At 32.5% G+C, this 16,596-nt stretch carries 15 protein-coding genes; 1 reads left to right on the top strand and 14 read right to left on the bottom strand.

Annotated features, from left to right (window positions below; all coding sequences use genetic code 11):
* Positions 1 to 243: 243 nt before the first annotated feature.
* The 6 genes from AC1DVP_RS09400 to AC1DVP_RS09375 form a co-directional block, all read right to left on the bottom strand.
* Positions 244 to 1,635 (bottom strand): UDP-glucose 6-dehydrogenase, encoded by a 1,392-nt coding sequence (locus AC1DVP_RS09400; RefSeq protein ID WP_477183218.1) that lies wholly within the window; start codon positions 1,633 to 1,635, stop codon positions 244 to 246.
* 18 nt (positions 1,636 to 1,653) lie between these two features.
* Positions 1,654 to 2,649, bottom strand: a complete 996-nt coding sequence (locus AC1DVP_RS09395) for an SDR family oxidoreductase (RefSeq protein WP_477183217.1) — start codon at positions 2,647 to 2,649, stop codon at positions 1,654 to 1,656.
* Positions 2,650 to 2,672: 23 nt separating this feature from the next.
* Positions 2,673 to 5,123 carry a polysaccharide biosynthesis tyrosine autokinase gene (locus AC1DVP_RS09390; RefSeq protein ID WP_477183216.1) on the bottom strand — a complete coding sequence of 817 codons (2,451 nt, stop codon included), beginning with the start codon at positions 5,121 to 5,123 and terminating at the stop codon, positions 2,673 to 2,675.
* Between the two features lie 17 nt (positions 5,124 to 5,140).
* On the bottom strand, positions 5,141 to 5,932 hold the full coding sequence (locus tag AC1DVP_RS09385; protein WP_477183215.1) for a polysaccharide biosynthesis/export family protein: 792 nt from the start codon (positions 5,930 to 5,932) through the stop codon (positions 5,141 to 5,143).
* 69 nt (positions 5,933 to 6,001) lie between these two features.
* Positions 6,002 to 6,622: a recombination mediator RecR gene (recR, locus tag AC1DVP_RS09380; RefSeq protein WP_477183214.1), complete on the bottom strand. Its 621-nt coding sequence runs from the start codon at positions 6,620 to 6,622 to the stop codon at positions 6,002 to 6,004.
* A 256-nt stretch (positions 6,623 to 6,878) separates the two neighbouring features.
* Positions 6,879 to 7,247: a CoA-binding protein gene (locus AC1DVP_RS09375; RefSeq protein ID WP_477183213.1), complete on the bottom strand. Its 369-nt coding sequence runs from the start codon at positions 7,245 to 7,247 to the stop codon at positions 6,879 to 6,881.
* Positions 7,248 to 7,488: 241 nt separating this feature from the next.
* Here AC1DVP_RS09375 and AC1DVP_RS09370 point away from each other — a divergent pair, with 241 nt between their 5' ends.
* Positions 7,489 to 8,118 (top strand): MarC family protein, encoded by a 630-nt coding sequence (locus tag AC1DVP_RS09370; RefSeq protein WP_477183212.1) that lies wholly within the window; start codon positions 7,489 to 7,491, stop codon positions 8,116 to 8,118.
* Positions 8,119 to 8,198: 80 nt separating this feature from the next.
* Here AC1DVP_RS09370 and ctlX read toward each other — a convergent pair whose 3' ends face one another.
* The 8 genes from ctlX to rpsD form a co-directional block, all read right to left on the bottom strand.
* Positions 8,199 to 9,134, bottom strand: coding sequence for a citrulline utilization hydrolase CtlX (gene ctlX / locus AC1DVP_RS09365; protein WP_477183211.1), 936 nt, complete (start codon positions 9,132 to 9,134; stop codon positions 8,199 to 8,201).
* A gap of 67 nt (positions 9,135 to 9,201) precedes the next feature.
* Complete coding sequence (locus AC1DVP_RS09360) at positions 9,202 to 10,116, bottom strand: dimethylarginine dimethylaminohydrolase family protein (protein WP_477183210.1); 915 nt, start codon at positions 10,114 to 10,116, stop codon at positions 9,202 to 9,204.
* Positions 10,117 to 10,191: 75 nt separating this feature from the next.
* Positions 10,192 to 11,463, bottom strand: coding sequence for a citrate synthase (locus AC1DVP_RS09355; RefSeq protein WP_477183209.1), 1,272 nt, complete (start codon positions 11,461 to 11,463; stop codon positions 10,192 to 10,194).
* Positions 11,464 to 11,617: 154 nt separating this feature from the next.
* Complete coding sequence (gene eno, locus AC1DVP_RS09350; RefSeq protein ID WP_477183208.1) at positions 11,618 to 12,910, bottom strand: phosphopyruvate hydratase; 1,293 nt, start codon at positions 12,908 to 12,910, stop codon at positions 11,618 to 11,620.
* Between the two features lie 118 nt (positions 12,911 to 13,028).
* Complete coding sequence (gene carA / locus AC1DVP_RS09345) at positions 13,029 to 14,132, bottom strand: glutamine-hydrolyzing carbamoyl-phosphate synthase small subunit (protein WP_477183207.1); 1,104 nt, start codon at positions 14,130 to 14,132, stop codon at positions 13,029 to 13,031.
* Between the two features lie 267 nt (positions 14,133 to 14,399).
* Positions 14,400 to 14,888, bottom strand: a complete 489-nt coding sequence (rplQ, locus tag AC1DVP_RS09340; RefSeq protein WP_477183206.1) for a 50S ribosomal protein L17 — start codon at positions 14,886 to 14,888, stop codon at positions 14,400 to 14,402.
* A 38-nt stretch (positions 14,889 to 14,926) separates the two neighbouring features.
* A complete protein-coding gene (locus tag AC1DVP_RS09335; protein WP_035637337.1) occupies positions 14,927 to 15,919 on the bottom strand; it encodes a DNA-directed RNA polymerase subunit alpha in 993 nt (330 codons plus the stop codon).
* Between the two features lie 21 nt (positions 15,920 to 15,940).
* Positions 15,941 to 16,546, bottom strand: coding sequence for a 30S ribosomal protein S4 (rpsD, locus tag AC1DVP_RS09330; protein WP_100433335.1), 606 nt, complete (start codon positions 16,544 to 16,546; stop codon positions 15,941 to 15,943).
* Positions 16,547 to 16,596 lie beyond the last annotated feature (50 nt).

Genomic DNA, 16,596 nt, shown 5'->3' with positions numbered 1-16,596 from the left:
AAATGCAATTCTCCTCTAAATGGAGTTGCCAAAGATACTAAAAATAAGCAACCTATTTTGTCAAAAAAAAACCTTTAGAACCAAAAAAAAGATTTTTACAAACTAAAAGTATAAATACCTAATAGTCAGTAAAAATCTATTTTTTTAATCATTAATAAAAGTAAAAAATCACTATTTTTAGTGACTCGCATCATAATAACAAAAAGTCGTATTTAAGATTCTTTTTACTACAAATCATAAAAATTATGAACCAATAGCCTGATATACAAAACCAATTTTTTCTAATGCAGCTTTATCCAATATGTTTCTTCCATCGAAAACAAAAGCTGGTTTTTGCATACTGTTATATATTTTTTGCCAATCGTATCCTATAAATTCATCCCATTCTGTAAGTACTGCTATGGCATGAGCTTTTTCACAAGATTGATACGGATCATCAAAAGTAATAATGCTATTACTATTTTCTTCCGAACTTCTAGTTTCTAAATAATTCAAATCCGCTAATATTTTATTTCTCGAAACCTTAGGATCATAAACCACAATTTTAGCTTGTTCATTAATCAAATCATTAGCTATATATATCGCCGCAGATTCTCTGGTATCATTGGTATCTTTCTTAAATGCCCAACCCAAAAATGTAATTTTTTTATCCGCAACAGTATTATAAAGTGTTTGCACAATATTATTTGAAAAACGACGCTTTTGATGATCATTTATAATAATTACCTGCTCCCAATAATCGGCCACTTCATTCAATCCATACGATTTTGCAATATAAACTAAATTCAATATGTCTTTTTGAAAACAAGAACCGCCAAATCCTACGGAAGCTTTAAGAAATTTAGGCCCGATTCGGCTATCCATTCCGATTGCTCTTGCAACTTCATTAACATCGGCTCCTGTTTTTTCACATAATTCTGACATTGCATTTATAGAAGATATTCTTTGGGCCAAAAAAGCATTTGCGGTCAACTTTGACAATTCTGATGACCAAACATTGGTAGTCAATATTTTTTCTGTATCTACCCAATTCGAATACACATCGACCAAAGCTCGAATCGCTTCTTCCCCTTCAGCTGAAACATCTCCACCAATTAATATTCTGTCTGGATTCAACAAATCCTCAACAGCAGTTCCCTCAGCTAAAAACTCAGGGTTTGAAAGTATTTGAAACTGAACTCCATTCCCTGTTGTATCAAGAATGCTTTTAATAGCTTCAGCAGTGCGTACTGGCAAAGTTGATTTTTCAACAACAATTTTATTATCCTTAGCAACTTTTGCAATTTGTCTCGCACACAATTCAATATATTTCAAATCAGCCGCCATTCCTTTTCCTTTGCCATACGTTTTTGTAGGCGTATTCACGGATATAAAAATAATTTGAGCCTCATCTATTGCCTTATCAACTTCAGTTGAAAAAAACAAATTTCTTCCTCTAGCCTCAGCAACAATAGTATCTAAACCAGGCTCATAAATTGGAATATTATCAGTATTTTCATCATTCCATGCTGCAATTCTGTCTGAATTCAAATCTACAACTGTTACCTGAATGTGAGGGCATTTTTGCGCAATAACAGCCATAGTCGGACCACCAACATATCCAGCCCCAATGCAGCAAATTTTTGTAATTTTCATATTATCAATCTTTATCTTCTATTCTTTATTTCTGCTAAGATTCTCCCAATACCAACTCACTGCTTCCTTCAAACCTTCCTGCAGGGAAAATTTAGGATTATATCCTAAAATTGATTTGGCTTTATCGATGCTAGCTAATGAATGAGGAATATCTCCAGCTCTATTAGAGCCATATTCAATTTTTATTTTTGCAATCTCAGAATCATATTCGGTTAAAAATGTTTTCAAATAACCAACCAAATCATTCAATGTATTGCGGTCTCCATAAGCTGTATTGTAAACTGTATTTATTGCTTCTGGATTTTCTGTAGTCATTGCCAACTCATTCATTTGAATTACATTATCGATATAAGTAAAATCTCGTGAATAATTCCCATCTCCATTAATTTTTGGGCTTTCATGCTGCATCAATTGCATTACAAACTTTGGAATTACTGCCGCATAAGCCCCATTAGGATCTTGTTTCCTTCCGAATACATTAAAATAACGCAATCCAATAGTTTCCAACCCATAAGTTCTGCTGAAAATTTCAGCATACAGCTCATTTACATATTTTGTAATAGCATAGGGAGAAAGTGGTTTTCCTATAACTTCTTCTACTTTTGGCAAACCCAAAGAATCTCCATATGTTGAAGAACTTGCGGCATAAACAAATCGTTTAACATTAGCATCTCTTGCCGCTACTAACATATTCAAAAAACCAGAAACATTAACATCATTTGTCGTTATCGGATCATTTATTGATCTTGGAACCGAGCCTAACGCTGCTTGATGCAAAACATAGTCAACCCCTTGTATAGCTTGATGGCACGTCTCTAAATTTCGTATATCTCCTTCGATCAAGACAAAATTATCGTTATTAAGAAAATCTTCTAAATTATATCGATGACCTGTTGCAAAATTATCTAAACAAACTACATTATAATTTTTAGATAAAAAATGCTCGCATAAATTAGACCCAATAAATCCTGCTCCTCCAGTAATTAGAATTGTATTTCTATTATTTTCAGTCATTACATTATTATTTTAATTGAAAGCTATTTCTTTTTCTTAATCACAATTTTCTCTATTAAACCTTTTTTCTTTTCAACTTCATGGTAGCCATTTGAATAATTATTACCGTAGCCATAGCCATAGCCATAGCCTCCTCCATACTTAGCTTTATTTTCAAATCCATTCAAAATGATACTTGTATTATGAAGTTCTCCTCGGCTCATCCTATTATTCAGCAATGTTATCATCTCTTTTTTTGTAAAGTTTTGCCTTACAATATATAAAGTAACATCACAATATTGTGTCAATTCAAGCGAATCGGCTACTAAACCAATTGGAGGGGTATCAAGAATAATATAATCATACTTGCTTTTAAGTTCATCCATCAATTCTTTCATGCCGTCATTCAAAATTAATTCAGACGGATTAGGAGGTATTGGTCCAGACAATATCACATCTAGAAATGGAATTGAAGTCGGATACACAATTTCACTCAAACTTTTATCTTTAATCAAATAATTCACAACTCCCACAGAATTATCTAAATTAAATTCTCCAAATAGTTTTGGCTTTCTCAAGTCCATCCCAACAATTACTGTCTTTTTTTCACTTAAAGCAAATACTGTCGCTATATTTATAGAACAAAAAGTCTTCCCTTCACCACTAATTGATGATGTTATCATGAGCGTTTTGGCTCCTTCCACATTATTCTTTTTGTACAAAAACTGAAGAGATGATCGAATGGCTCTAAATGATTCCGATAATGGTGATTTTGGTTTATCAAAAACAGCCAAATTATTTTTATCCGGATCAACCCCAACAATACCAATCAATGGTATAGATGTCAATTTACTAACATCCTCAGGATTGTAAATAGTATTATTAATAAAAAAGAGAATTGTAATTACAAGCAACGGCAACAGTAATCCAAGAAATAATGCCAAGATGTAATTTACTCCTGTTTTGGGTCCTATAAGTCCTCCTCCAACATCTTTTGCAGGATCAATAAAATGAATATCGGATAGATTTGCCGCTTTTACAATATCTGCTTCACTTCTTTTTTGCAAAAAAGTACTATAGATATTATCATTCAAATCGTATTTCCTTTTAATCTTAATTAGCTCTTGCTGATCATCCGGAAGGTTCTTGATTTTACTTTCTGTCTGATTAATTTTACTTTCAACTATTGCCAAATCATATTGCAATGATGCTTTGGCTGTATTAATGTTTTCTAATAAAACATTCTTAACGGCTTCCATTTGGTTGTCAAAATCACGAAATATTTTTTCACTTTTTACGGCATATGCCATTTCCGATCTTTGAGTAGAAAGTGCTATTAGCTTAGAAACATTGACAACAATATTAGGATCTTCAATTCCTGCTACCGAGGGAGCCGGAAGTTTTGAATAATCCACACTATTTTTTAAATACGCTTTTAAAGAATTATAATACGTTATTTTTCTGTTTACTGCATCCTTTTCAACATCAAAATCAAGAATTTTATCTGAAAACTTAACTCCTCCATTTCCTTCAACTTCAAAAATGTTTTTGCCTTTTCTAAAAGACTTTAGCTCATCTCCCGTTTTTTTTAATTGAGATTCCATTGCAACAAGCGTACTGTCAATAAAATTAATAGTATTAGTTGCAAACAAATTTTTATTATCTAATTGCCTTTTCATCAGCATCTTCACCGTAGAATTAAGATACTCAACCATTCTAGCCTTATTAGTACCTTGCATTCCCAAAGTGATTATTGAACTCCCTTTATCATCAGCTCTAACATTCAGATTTCTATAAGCCGAAACAGTTCCATTGAAGTCATTAAATCGAACAAAGTATTCATTCCCTTTATACAGCCCTGGATTGTCATTTATTTGCAGTTTCCAATTCAAAAAAGGCAAGGATACTTGTTCTCCAACTTTGTACTTTTTAATAAACTCTCCTTCAACAACAGAAGTATTGGCATAACTATTATCTGAATAATGAATTACAGAAACTGAAGATCCTTCGAAAAGTATTTTTATTTGATATTCATTTTCACTTACAAATTTTATTCCGATTAGAGTTCCTGCTAATTGCCCTTGCATTTTATCGATATCTACATGAAATGGAACTGCACCGTAAGCATCAATAAGATTATACTTTCCCTGAACCAAATAATCAATATAATATTGTAATTTATCAACAACTAACTCATTATGAGAACGAGACTGTAAAGTGGTTAAAATAGTTTGAATTTGATCTGAAGCGCCTCCCCAATTAAAAACCAAATTAGTACTTGAGGTAAAAAGGGGATTGGTTTCCTCTTTCGCAGAAATTAAAGTTTCAATACTGTAAATTTTTTCTTTGCGTATATTAACCTGATAAGCAATCATTAAGGCTAAAAATACAGATATTAAAAACCATCTCCAATAGCTCAATACTTTAAGTAAAAAACCCTTAAAATCAAAACTTGGAACATTTTCAAAAACTGCAAAATCTTTAATATCTAACATATTTTGGGGATTGATTTTTATTTTTTAAGCAATAAATAAGTGGTAGAAACTAAAGACAATAGCGTAATAATCGTTGTTAAAGATTGAATTCCCGTACTACCTGTACCCCATGTTTTTTGCCTGAGTGGTTTTACATAGATATAGTCATTTGGCTGTAAAAAATAATAGGGTGAATTCATCACATTGATATTGGTTAAATCAAGGTCTTTCATTTCGGTACCATTGGGAGTCTGCCTAATAACTGTTACTGCTTTTCTATCACCAGTTGTCGTAATATCTCCTGCATTGGCAATAGCTTCCATTATATTTACTTTTTCCTGAAACAAAGTTTTCGTTCCAGTACTCCCTACTTCACCATTTATAGTATAACGAAAACCTGCTAATTTTACGACTACAAAAATACTGGCATCGTCTTTAAAATATTCAGCTAACAACTGTTTTTCAATACTGATACGAACTTCTTCCAAAGTAAATCCCATTACATTCATCTCTCCCAAAACAGGAATTCTAATATTGCCATGATCATCTACTGTAAAGCCGTCAAAATACAAACCTGATTCTGATTGGCTTGATGGAGAACCACTGGCAGTTGGGTTGAAAATAGTTACTAGTTTTGGATCTGAAGCTTTAATACTAATACTCAATACATCATGCGTTTGCAAACGATATGGCTTAGACTCCACCATTGTAATTGCATTTTCATTTGAAGAATTGTCCTTTTTTTGAAGGTAAACCAAATCTTTTACTGGTATACAGGATGTAAATAATACACTGATAAATAAAGAAATATAGACTAAGTGCTTGTTCATTCGTATTTATTTAATAACAAATATAGTTTTTAGATTACTATTTAAAAAGTACGGCACTTAATAAACAGCTTAATTAGTTTTTAATGATTTTTCAAAAGGAACTCTTTGCAATATACTTCTGCCAAGAGTAACTTCATCAGCGTATTCTAATTCGTCTCCGACAGCAATTCCTCTGGCAATAGTTGAAACTACTATCGGTAAATCGGCTATTTGCTTGTAGATGTAAAAATTAGTTGTATCCCCTTCCATAGTTGAGCTTAACGCAAAAATAATCTCTTTGATTTGTCCCAGTTTGGCTTTCTCTACCAATGCAGTAATAGTAAGCTGACTTGGGCCTACTCCATCAATTGGGGAAATTTTACCTCCCAAGACATGATAAATTCCTCTAAACTGTCCTGTATTTTCGATAGCCATTACATCTCGGATATCCTCGACTACGCATATAATTTGATGATTTCTGCCTGAATTGGCACAAATTTCACAAACTTCTTTATCCGAAATATTATGACAGCTTTTGCAATACTTAATTTCCTCCCGCATTGTGACCAACGCTTGAGCCAAAAAAACAGCCTGCTCTTTGGGTTGCTTTAAAATATGCAAAACCAACCGTAAAGCGGTTCTTTTACCAATTCCTGGCAATTGTGCCATTTCATTAACCGCTTTTTCTATTAATTTTGAAGAAAATTCCATGKGTACAAAAGTAAGCAATTTGATAAACTGTCATTTAGAAAATTAAACCTATTTTAAAGACAATATTTAACTTTAAAATAAACAAATTTCAATTTTTCAGGGAAAGCAAATTATTTCAAAATATCAAATTGCTTTGATTTAAAACTGTTGATTGTTATGGGTTATCCCAGATGGTCGAATTGCTATTGCAATTACCTTTTTTCTCTCTTTTTTCAGAGATAAAAAAGATATAGCGGACAGCTGGAAATAGATCCAATTAATATTTATTTAATGTCAACAAAACCAATGTACAGGCAGCTTCAAATTTTATATTGTTTAATTCCAACAGCTGATAAAACTCTGGATTTTCAGTGCCTGGATTAAACAAAACACGTTTAGGCTTGACTTCTACGATATAATTATAATAATCTCTTTGACGCGCAGGGTTTATGTATAGCGAAATGGTATCGATGTTTTTAACTGGAATTGCCTTCGTATTTATTTTTATACCCGCAGCTTCTCCAGCGTTTTGTCCTAATGCAAGAACAGAATGCCCTTTGGCCACAAGCATTTCAATTGCTTTAAAAGCAGCCTTTTCTGGCTTTGCAGTAGCCCCAATAATTAATGTCTTTTTATTTTTTGTCATTGTAAATCTTTATGAAGTGCAAAAGTAATCAAAAACCAGTAAGCACTAACTAAATAGTTGTTTTAAACCCACATTCAACGTTAAAAATTCGAAGCAATATATAATTGCAATCAAAACACCATCTCTTTTATAGTTTTTTTCAATTTTCATTGCCTTTTATTGAAATAAACAATAATCTAACGCTATTTTAAACTTAGTTATAGAGAAAATCGTAATTTTACAATCAAAAAATCAAGACTGGATGGATTTATTTATTTACTTATTTGTTGCTCTATTTTCTGTATTAAATCCTATTGGAACCGTTCCAATCTTTGTAGGCTTGACGCAAGGTGATTCCAAACAGGAATGTTCAAGAATTTCATTATGGACTTCTATAAATGTTTTTCTAATCCTTATAATTTCATTTTTCATTGGAAAATATGTTTTAAGCTTTTTCGGAATCAGTATTGATTCTTTAAGGATAGCTGGGGGATTAATTATTGTTAGTTCAGGATTTTCATTGCTTTCGGGTAAATTCAACAAAAAACGCGGTATCAATAAAAAGATAGAAACCGACGCTCAAAAACGAAATGATATTGCTTTAACACCCTTGGCGATTCCGATGCTTGCTGGACCAGGTTCTATTTCTCTATTAATTGCTTTTTATCAAGAACATCATGCTACTAACGAACTTATAATTGCCAGTCTGGCTATATTGGCAATTGCTGCCGCTATTTTTATTATTTTAAGAAGTGCTCATTATTTAGCCCAAATACTTGGAGCATCAGGTATTGTTGCAATATCTAGAATTGTAGGATTTATAGTTATCGCAATTGGCATCCAATATATTGTTAGTGCGCTAATCAATATTATTAAAAGTAATTTGATGTAATCTCATTAAGCCCAATAAAAAAGTCCAAATCCTAAAGTATTTATATTTAGGATTCGGACTTTTTTATTGAAATTATAAGCTTATTCTCTTGGCAAAAAAATCTCTGCCATCATACAACGAGCACTTCCTCCCCCACAGGCTTCAATTGTATCTAAATTTGAACTCAAAATTGTTACATGCTCTTCTAATTGGGCGATTTGTTTTTTGGTCAGGCTTTGATGCGCTGAAGTACTCATTACTAGATACCTTCTTTCGTCAGCTCCTTTAACTTCAAGCATATTTCCAGCAAAATTATTTACTTGTTCTTCAGTAATTAAAATAATTTCTTTTTCATCACCTTTAATACTGTCAAGAACCATTTTTCGTTCTTTTTTATCGTCAATAGAATCTGCACAAATAACCGCAAACGTATCTCCAAGACACATCATCACATTGGTATGATAAATCAGTTTTCGTTCCTTATTAACCGTTTGAAAAGCTTCAAAAATTACAGGTGTAAATTCAAAATCTTCACAAAATTCAATAAATAATTCTTCATCAGCTCTTGGAGAAAGCGCGCAATAAGCTTTTCCATTTTCTCTATCCAATAATAAGCTTCCTGTTCCTTCTAAGAAAAAACCATCTTCTTCGGCAGACGTATAATCCATAATATTATTGATTACAAATCCTTTTTCTTCCAAAATATCCAGAATATCTTCCCGGCGTTCTGGGCGGCGATTCTCTGCAAACATCGGATAAAGTGCTACATCTCCGTTCTCATGAAAAGAAATCCAGTTATTTGGAAAAATACTGTCTGGAGTGTCTGCATTTTCCACATCATCTACTACTGTTACATCTACCCCAACCGCACGAAGCTTTTCAACAAAAACATCAAATTCCTGTTGTGCTTTTGCATTTACAGTTGCCGGCAAAAGACCATCTAAAACTTTTTGATAATAATTATTCACTGCCGTTTGCTCATTCATACGAAAAGCGACTGGCCGAATCATCAAAATAGAGTTTGTTGTTTGTGTCATATTCTTATTGTTTTATTGTTTCAAATGTATTGTTTAAAGTTAAACAATAAAAGCTCAAAACACACTATTAATCTCTTATTAATGGCAGAGTAGAACATCTTAATAATCCCTCTTGCTTTGCAATTTCGGCATACGGAATTTCTTCTACGACAAATCCATTTTCCCGCAGCCAATTATTTAATCTGGTAAAATTTTTCTCAGAAACTACCACATTAGTATCTATTGAAAATACATTAGAATTCATATTATACATTTCTTCTCTTGTAATATGAAACAAATTTTCTTTTCCAAAAAGATCAACCAAAAACATATAATCAGCTTCTTCTCTGAATCCTCTTTTATAAATAATTCCCATGTCTTTACCAACTGGCTGAAAACAGCAGTCCAAATGCAATGCATTATCACGTGCTTCAATTTTAGATTTCACTAAATCAAATTCTTTTACAATCTTATTTGGAAATAATTCTTTTATAAAATTAACTCCATACATATTGGTTCTTGCTGTAATATAGCTAGCATAATCACTGCCTTTATAGGTTCCAACAAAAATATAATCATTCCAAAGCATTACATCTCCTCCTTCTATATGAACTTCTTCTGGCGGCCGAATTACTTTTACTGGATTTATTTGATCAATCACGTATTGAATAGCATCTAATTCTCTTTCGCGGTCTGGCAAAATATTTGATTTAACAAATACATCATCAATGACAAAACCAATATCCCTCGTAAATATTTGATTGTAATTTTCAATCATTTTAGGACGTAAAACCGTAACTCCATATTTTTTAAAAACAGAATTAAAAGCTTCCATTTCAATAACCATATCACTCTCAATCGGATAGGTATTCGCTAAAATATGTTCTAAAGATTTAGGATCATAAGCTTCTTCAATTTTTGGTATAGGCCCATTATTTACCGCCGAGCCGAGCACTACCATCCTCAGTCTTGAAGTTTCATTCTTAACATTTAATTTGAGCATTGTTATAAATTTTGCCAAAGATAAAAAAAAAGCTTCACTAGTAAAGTGAAGCTTTGATAATCTGTTAATGAATTATTATTTAACATATTCTCTTAAAGGGTAACCGGTATAAACTTGTCTTGGTCTGCCAATAGGTTCTTTATTTTCTCTCATTTCTTTCCATTGAGCGATCCATCCTGGCAATCTTCCAATCGCAAATAATACAGTAAACATATCAGTTGGAATTCCTAAAGCTCTGTAAATAATCCCAGAATAAAAATCAACATTCGGATATAAATTTCTTGATTTAAAATACTCGTCTTCCAATGCTGCTGCTTCTAATTTTTTAGCAATTTCAAGAATAGGATCATTAACTCCTAAAGTAGAAAGTACCTCGTCTGCGGCTTTCTTGATAATTTTTGCTCTTGGATCAAAATTTTTATAAACTCTATGCCCAAATCCCATCAATCTGAAAGGATCATTTTTGTCTTTTGCTTTCGCTAGATATTTATCAGCATCACCTCCATTTGCATGTATTTCTTCTAACATTTCAAGAACAGCTTGGTTTGCACCTCCGTGTAAAGGTCCCCATAAAGCAGAAACCCCTGCAGAAATTGAAGCAAAAAGACCAGCGTGTGAAGAACCTACCATTCTAACTGTAGAAGTAGAACAATTTTGTTCATGATCTGCATGCAGAATAAATAATTTATCTAATGCATCAATAACAATTGGATTAGCTGTATATGGCGCTGTAGGTAACTTAAACATCAAACTCATAAAGTTCTCAACATAACCTATTGTATTATCATAATAATTCAAAGGATATCCCATACTTTTTCTATAAGTCCAAGTAGCAATAACTAAAAACTTAGCAATCGTTTTACAAACTGCATCATACATGTCCTTTTCATTGCTTGCATCAACAGATTTAGGATTAAAAGCTGTTAAAGCGCTAGTCAAAGCAGACAATACTCCCATTGGATGAGCAGTTCTTGGAAAACCATCCAAGATAATTTTCATTTCCTCACTAACTAAAGTGTGTTTTCTAATGTCATTTTCAAATTGCTCTAATCTTTCAGCAGAAGGTAATTCACCAAAAATTATTAAATAAGAAACTTCTAAAAAATGAGATTTTTCAGCCAAATCCTCGATTGAATATCCTCTATAACGTAAAATACCAAGCTCACCATCCAAAAAGGTAATTTCACTTTTACAAGCTCCCGAATTTTTATACCCTGGGTCAAGTGTAATTACGCCAGACATATCTCGTAATTTACTAATATCTACGGCAGCTTCATTTTCGCTTCCAATAATAACTGGAAGTTCAAATTTTTCACCGTCTATTTCTAATATTGCTATTTTTGACATACTTTTTTATGAAATAAATTTTAATTTATAATTTACCAAATCTAAGGAATTCCACACTAATTTAAAAACTAATTAAACATTGAATTTGTTAAATATTCAATAAAAAAGCCATTCATCATAGACGAATGGCTCAATTATTACAAATTCATTACAATTACTTTATTTTAAAGGCGTTTAGACCAGGAAAATATGCAGAATTCCCTAATTCCTCTTCAATTCTTAATAACTGATTGTATTTTGCCATACGGTCAGAACGTGAAGCAGAACCCGTTTTAATTTGACCACAATTTAATGCAACTGCTAAATCAGCAATTGTATTATCTTCTGTTTCCCCTGAACGGTGAGACATAACTGATGTATATCCTGCATTTTTAGCCATATTTACAGCAGCAATAGTCTCTGTTAAAGTTCCAATTTGGTTTACTTTAATCAAAATAGAATTTGCAATTCCTTTTTCAATTCCAGTAGACAAACGCTCTACATTAGTAACAAATAAATCATCTCCAACTAATTGTGTTTTAGAACCAATTTTTTCTGTTAACAATTTCCATCCATCCCAGTCATTTTCATCCATACCGTCCTCAATAGAGATAATTGGGTATTTAGCAACTAATTCTGCCAAATAATCTACTTGCTCTGCTGAAGTTCTAATTTTTCCAGTTGCACCTTCAAATTTAGAATAATCATATTTTCCGTCAACATAAAACTCTGATGATGCACAGTCTAAAGCCACAACTATTTCATCTCCAAAAGAATAACCTGCTTTTTCAACTGCCAATTTGATAGTATCTAAAGCATCTTCTGTACCACCAGCTAAGTTTGGAGCAAATCCTCCTTCATCACCAACAGCAGTACTCAAACCTCTATCGTGCAATACTTTTTTAAGATTATGAAAAATCTCAGTCCCCATTTGCATAGCATGTGTAAAAGAAGTTGCTTTTACAGGAAAAATCATAAATTCTTGAAATGCAATAGGCGCATCAGAATGTGAACCTCCGTTGATGATATTCATCATAGGAACTGGCAATGTATTTGCAGAAACACCTCCTACATATCTATATAAAGGCAATCCTAATTCATTAGCGGCAGCTTTTGCAACAGCAAGAGAAACTCCAAGAATAGCATTTGCTCCCAAGTTGGCTTTGTTTGGAGTACCATCCAAATCAATCATCGCTTGGTCAATCAAGTTTTGTTCAAAAACTGAGAATCCAATTAATTCTTCAGCAATTTTAGTATTTACATTTTCAACCGCTTTTAAAACACCTCTCCCCAAGAAAGATTTTCCGCCATCACGTAATTCAACAGCTTCGAATTTACCGGTTGACGCTCCTGACGGAACAGCCGCTCTTCCTAAAACTCCGTTTTCTGTTACTACATCTACTTCTACGGTAGGATTACCTCTTGAATCGAAAATTTGTCTTGCGTGAATTTTAACAATAATACTCATTATTCTTATTTTTTATGTTATTAATTTGTATTTTACTCAAAATTAAGTAAAAAAATTCATTAGTCTTCATTAATAAAGCGCTAATATAATTTTATTTATTAACGATAACGTTTTAGTCTTATACTGATTTGATATTTTCAATAAACTGATCAAAAAGGTAAGAAGAATCGTGTGGTCCAGGACTAGCTTCCGGGTGATATTGTACAGAAAAACAATTCTTATTTTTCATTCTCATACCTGCCACTGTTCCGTCATTCAAATGTAAATGTGTGATTTCTAAATCAGGATGCTGATCCAATTCTTCTTTGTTTACAGCAAAACCATGGTTTTGAGAAGTAATCTCTCCTCGGCCTGTAATTATATTTTTCACAGGATGATTAATCCCTCTATGACCATTGAACATTTTATAAGTTGAAACGCCATTCGCCAATGCAATAACTTGATGACCTAAACAAATGCCAAACAAAGGCTTATTATTTTGAAGTATCTCTTTAGCAACTTGTATTGCGCCATCCAAAGGATCAGGATCGCCAGGACCATTAGATAAGAAGAACCCATCTGGATTAAAAGCGGCTAATTCAGAGTAAGAAGAGTTATACGGGAAAACTTTGATGTAACAGTCTCTTTTTGCCAGGTTTCTAAGAATATTCTCTTTTATTCCCAAATCCAAAGCTGCAATTTTATATGTAGCATTTTCATTTCCATAAAAATATGGCTCTAATGTAGATACTTTAGAAGCTAACTCTAGACCTTTCATATCTGGAACTTCTGCCAGCATCCCTTTCAATTCATCGATAGGAGTATCATCGGTACAAATAACAGCATTCATAGCACCGTTTTCACGTATGTAACTTACTAACGCACGCGTATCAACATCGGAAATACAAATCAAATTTTGTTTGGCAAAATAATCTTCCAAACTTCCTGATGAATCAGTTCTAGAATAATTAAAACTAAAGTTTTTACAAACCAATCCAGCAATTTTTATACTATTGGATTCAACTTCTTTATCGTTTACCCCATAATTCCCAATATGAGCATTTGTTGCAACCATTAATTGACCAAAATAAGAAGGATCAGTAAAAATCTCTTGGTATCCGGTCATACCTGTATTAAAACAAACTTCACCAAATGTTTTTCCAGTAATCCCAATTGATTTACCGTGGAATATAGTTCCGTCACTTAATAAAAGAATAGCGCTTTTTCGTGTTGTATATTTCATATGTATTTTAATATTGTGCAAATTTAAATTTTTAAAACAGTGGACGCAATGTTTTTTCAGAATAATTCAGCCTCATTAAAACTGTAAAGAGCAGACTAACAAAAAGACTGTAAAATGTTTTAAAAAAGTATTTCCTAAAAAAAATAAACTGCCTTACAAATGTTTTTTCTTAAGCTTTGACAAAAATTTATTTCATTTTTTTATAAAAAAAAAGGATAAACTATAAATAGTTTATCCTTGATTATTATTGAATCATTATTCTCATAATTATTCAGCAACATCAGTTGTTGGTTCTGCCTCAGCAGCTGGAGCTTCAGTAGCTTCTTCTGCTTTTTTAGCTTTACCACCACGACGGCTTTTTGCTTTTTTAACTTCTTTTTTACCTCCGTTGTAAAGTTCATTGAAATCAACTAATTCGATCATTGCCATATCAGCATTATCTCCTAAACGATTTCCAACTTTAATGATACGAGTGTATCCTCCTGGACGGTCACCTACTTTAGCTGCAACATCTCTGAACAAGTCAGTTACTGCATATTTGCTACGTAAGTAAGCAAAAACGATACGACGATTATGAGTAGTATCAGATTTTGATTTTGTTATAAGCGGCTCAACAAATTGTTTAAGCGCTTTAGCCTTAGCAACAGTAGTGTTAATACGTTTGTGCTCAATAAGAGAACAAGCCATATTAGCCAACATAGAACTTCTATGTGCAGTCTGTCTGCTTAAGTGATTGAATTTTTTTCCGTGTCTCATTGCTTTATGAAATTTAACCCCGATTAATCGGGATTAGATTATTCTTTATCTAGTTTGTATTTTGCCAAATCCATTCCGAAAGTCAAATTTTTAATTGCAACTAGTTCATCTAGCTCAGTTAAAGATTTTTTACCAAAATTACGGAATTTCATTAGGTCATTTTTATTGAACGATACTAAATCACCAAGTGTATCAACTTCAGCCGCTTTCAAACAATTTAATGCTCTAACAGAAAGATCCATATCAACAAGCTTAGTTTTAAGCAATTGTCTCATGTGTAATGATTCTTCATCATAAGATTCTGTTTGTGCAATTTCGTCAGCCTCAAGTGTAATTCTTTCATCAGAAAACAACATGAAATGGTGAATTAAAACTTTTGCAGCTTCAGTAAGAGCATCTTTAGGATTGATTGAACCGTCAGTTTTTATTTCAAAAACTAATTTTTCATAATCTGTTTTTTGCTCTACACGGAAGTTTTCGATTGCATACTTAACATTTTTTACCGGAGTAAAAATTGAGTCAGTAAATATAGTTCCTATTGCAGCATTCTGTTTTTTGTTTTCTTCAGCAGGAACATATCCTCTACCTTTTTCAATAGTTAAATCAAAATTTAATTTAATTTTACTATCTAAATTACAGATAACAAGCTCTGGATTTAAAACTTGGAAACCTGAAATAAATTTTTGAAAATCACCAGCTGTTAATTGGTCTTTACCAGAAACAGATATAGTAACTGATTCATTATCGATATCTTCAATTTGACGTTTGAAACGCACTTGTTTAAGATTAAGGATAATTTCGGTAACGTCTTCAACAACTCCTGAAATAGTAGAAAACTCATGATCTACACCTTCTATGCGAACAGATGTAATTGCATAACCTTCTAATGCTGAAAGCAAAACTCTTCTAAGTGCATTACCAACAGTCAATCCATATCCAGGTTCTAAAGGTCTAAACTCAAATTTACCTTCAAAATCGGTTGAATCGATCATGATAACTTTATCGGGCTTCTGAAAATTAAATATTGCCATAAATTTCGACTAAGTCAATTATTATTTGTTGTACAACTCTACGATTAATTGTTCTTTAATGTTTTCTGGAATTTGAAGTCTTGCAGGTACAGAAACGAAAGTTCCTTCTTTAAGATCTTGATTCCAAGTAATCCATTCATAAACATGACTTGAATTTGATAAAGAACGTTCGATAGCCTCTAATGATTTAGATTTTTCACGAACAGCAACTTTATCACCAGGCTTAAGGTGGTAAGAAGGAATATTAACAACTTCACCGTTAACAGTAACGTGTCTGTGAGAAACAATTTGACGAGCACCTCTTCTAGAAGGAGCAATACCCATTCTAAAAACTACGTTATCTAATCTTGCTTCACATAATTGTAATAAAACCTCACCAGTAACACCTTTAGTAGCTGATGCTTTTTCGAATAAATTTCTGAATTGTTTTTCTAAAATTCCATAAGAATATTTAGCTTTTTGCTTTTCCATTAACTGAACAGCATACTCAGATTTTTTTCCTCTTTTTTTAGCCATCCCATGTTGCCCAGGAGGATAATTTCTTTTTTCGAAAGCTTTATCATCTCCGAAAATTGCTTCGCCGAATTTACGTGCGATTCTTGTACTTGGACCAGTATATCTTGCCATTTTAAAAAAATTTAAGGTAGAGATTATGAATTCAGGTCTTATCCTTCGAT

The sequence above is a fragment of the Flavobacterium sp. P3_A6 genome, assembly GCF_056403035.1.
The sequence above is the reverse complement of the archived record's forward strand: the minus strand, read 5'-3'. Positions and strand labels throughout refer to the sequence as shown.

Bases quoted from the DNA above. Each gene is read 5' to 3' on its own strand.
- AC1DVP_RS09400 (WP_477183218.1), bottom strand. From the start codon at position 1,635: ATGAAAATTACAAAAATTTGCTGCATTGGGGCTGGATATGTTGGTGGT.
- AC1DVP_RS09395 (WP_477183217.1), bottom strand. From the start codon at position 2,649: ATGACTGAAAATAATAGAAATACAATTCTAATTACTGGAGGAGCAGGA.
- AC1DVP_RS09390 (WP_477183216.1), bottom strand. From the start codon at position 5,123: ATGTTAGATATTAAAGATTTTGCAGTTTTTGAAAATGTTCCAAGTTTT.
- AC1DVP_RS09385 (WP_477183215.1), bottom strand. From the start codon at position 5,932: ATGAACAAGCACTTAGTCTATATTTCTTTATTTATCAGTGTATTATTT.
- recR (WP_477183214.1), bottom strand. From the start codon at position 6,622: ATGGAATTTTCTTCAAAATTAATAGAAAAAGCGGTTAATGAAATGGCA.
- AC1DVP_RS09375 (WP_477183213.1), bottom strand. From the start codon at position 7,247: ATGACAAAAAATAAAAAGACATTAATTATTGGGGCTACTGCAAAGCCA.
- AC1DVP_RS09370 (WP_477183212.1), top strand. From the start codon at position 7,489: ATGGATTTATTTATTTACTTATTTGTTGCTCTATTTTCTGTATTAAAT.
- ctlX (WP_477183211.1), bottom strand. From the start codon at position 9,134: ATGACACAAACAACAAACTCTATTTTGATGATTCGGCCAGTCGCTTTT.
- AC1DVP_RS09360 (WP_477183210.1), bottom strand. From the start codon at position 10,116: ATGCTCAAATTAAATGTTAAGAATGAAACTTCAAGACTGAGGATGGTA.
- AC1DVP_RS09355 (WP_477183209.1), bottom strand. From the start codon at position 11,463: ATGTCAAAAATAGCAATATTAGAAATAGACGGTGAAAAATTTGAACTT.
- eno (WP_477183208.1), bottom strand. From the start codon at position 12,910: ATGAGTATTATTGTTAAAATTCACGCAAGACAAATTTTCGATTCAAGA.
- carA (WP_477183207.1), bottom strand. From the start codon at position 14,132: ATGAAATATACAACACGAAAAAGCGCTATTCTTTTATTAAGTGACGGA.
- rplQ (WP_477183206.1), bottom strand. From the start codon at position 14,888: ATGAGACACGGAAAAAAATTCAATCACTTAAGCAGACAGACTGCACAT.
- AC1DVP_RS09335 (WP_035637337.1), bottom strand. From the start codon at position 15,919: ATGGCAATATTTAATTTTCAGAAGCCCGATAAAGTTATCATGATCGAT.
- rpsD (WP_100433335.1), bottom strand. From the start codon at position 16,546: ATGGCAAGATATACTGGTCCAAGTACAAGAATCGCACGTAAATTCGGC.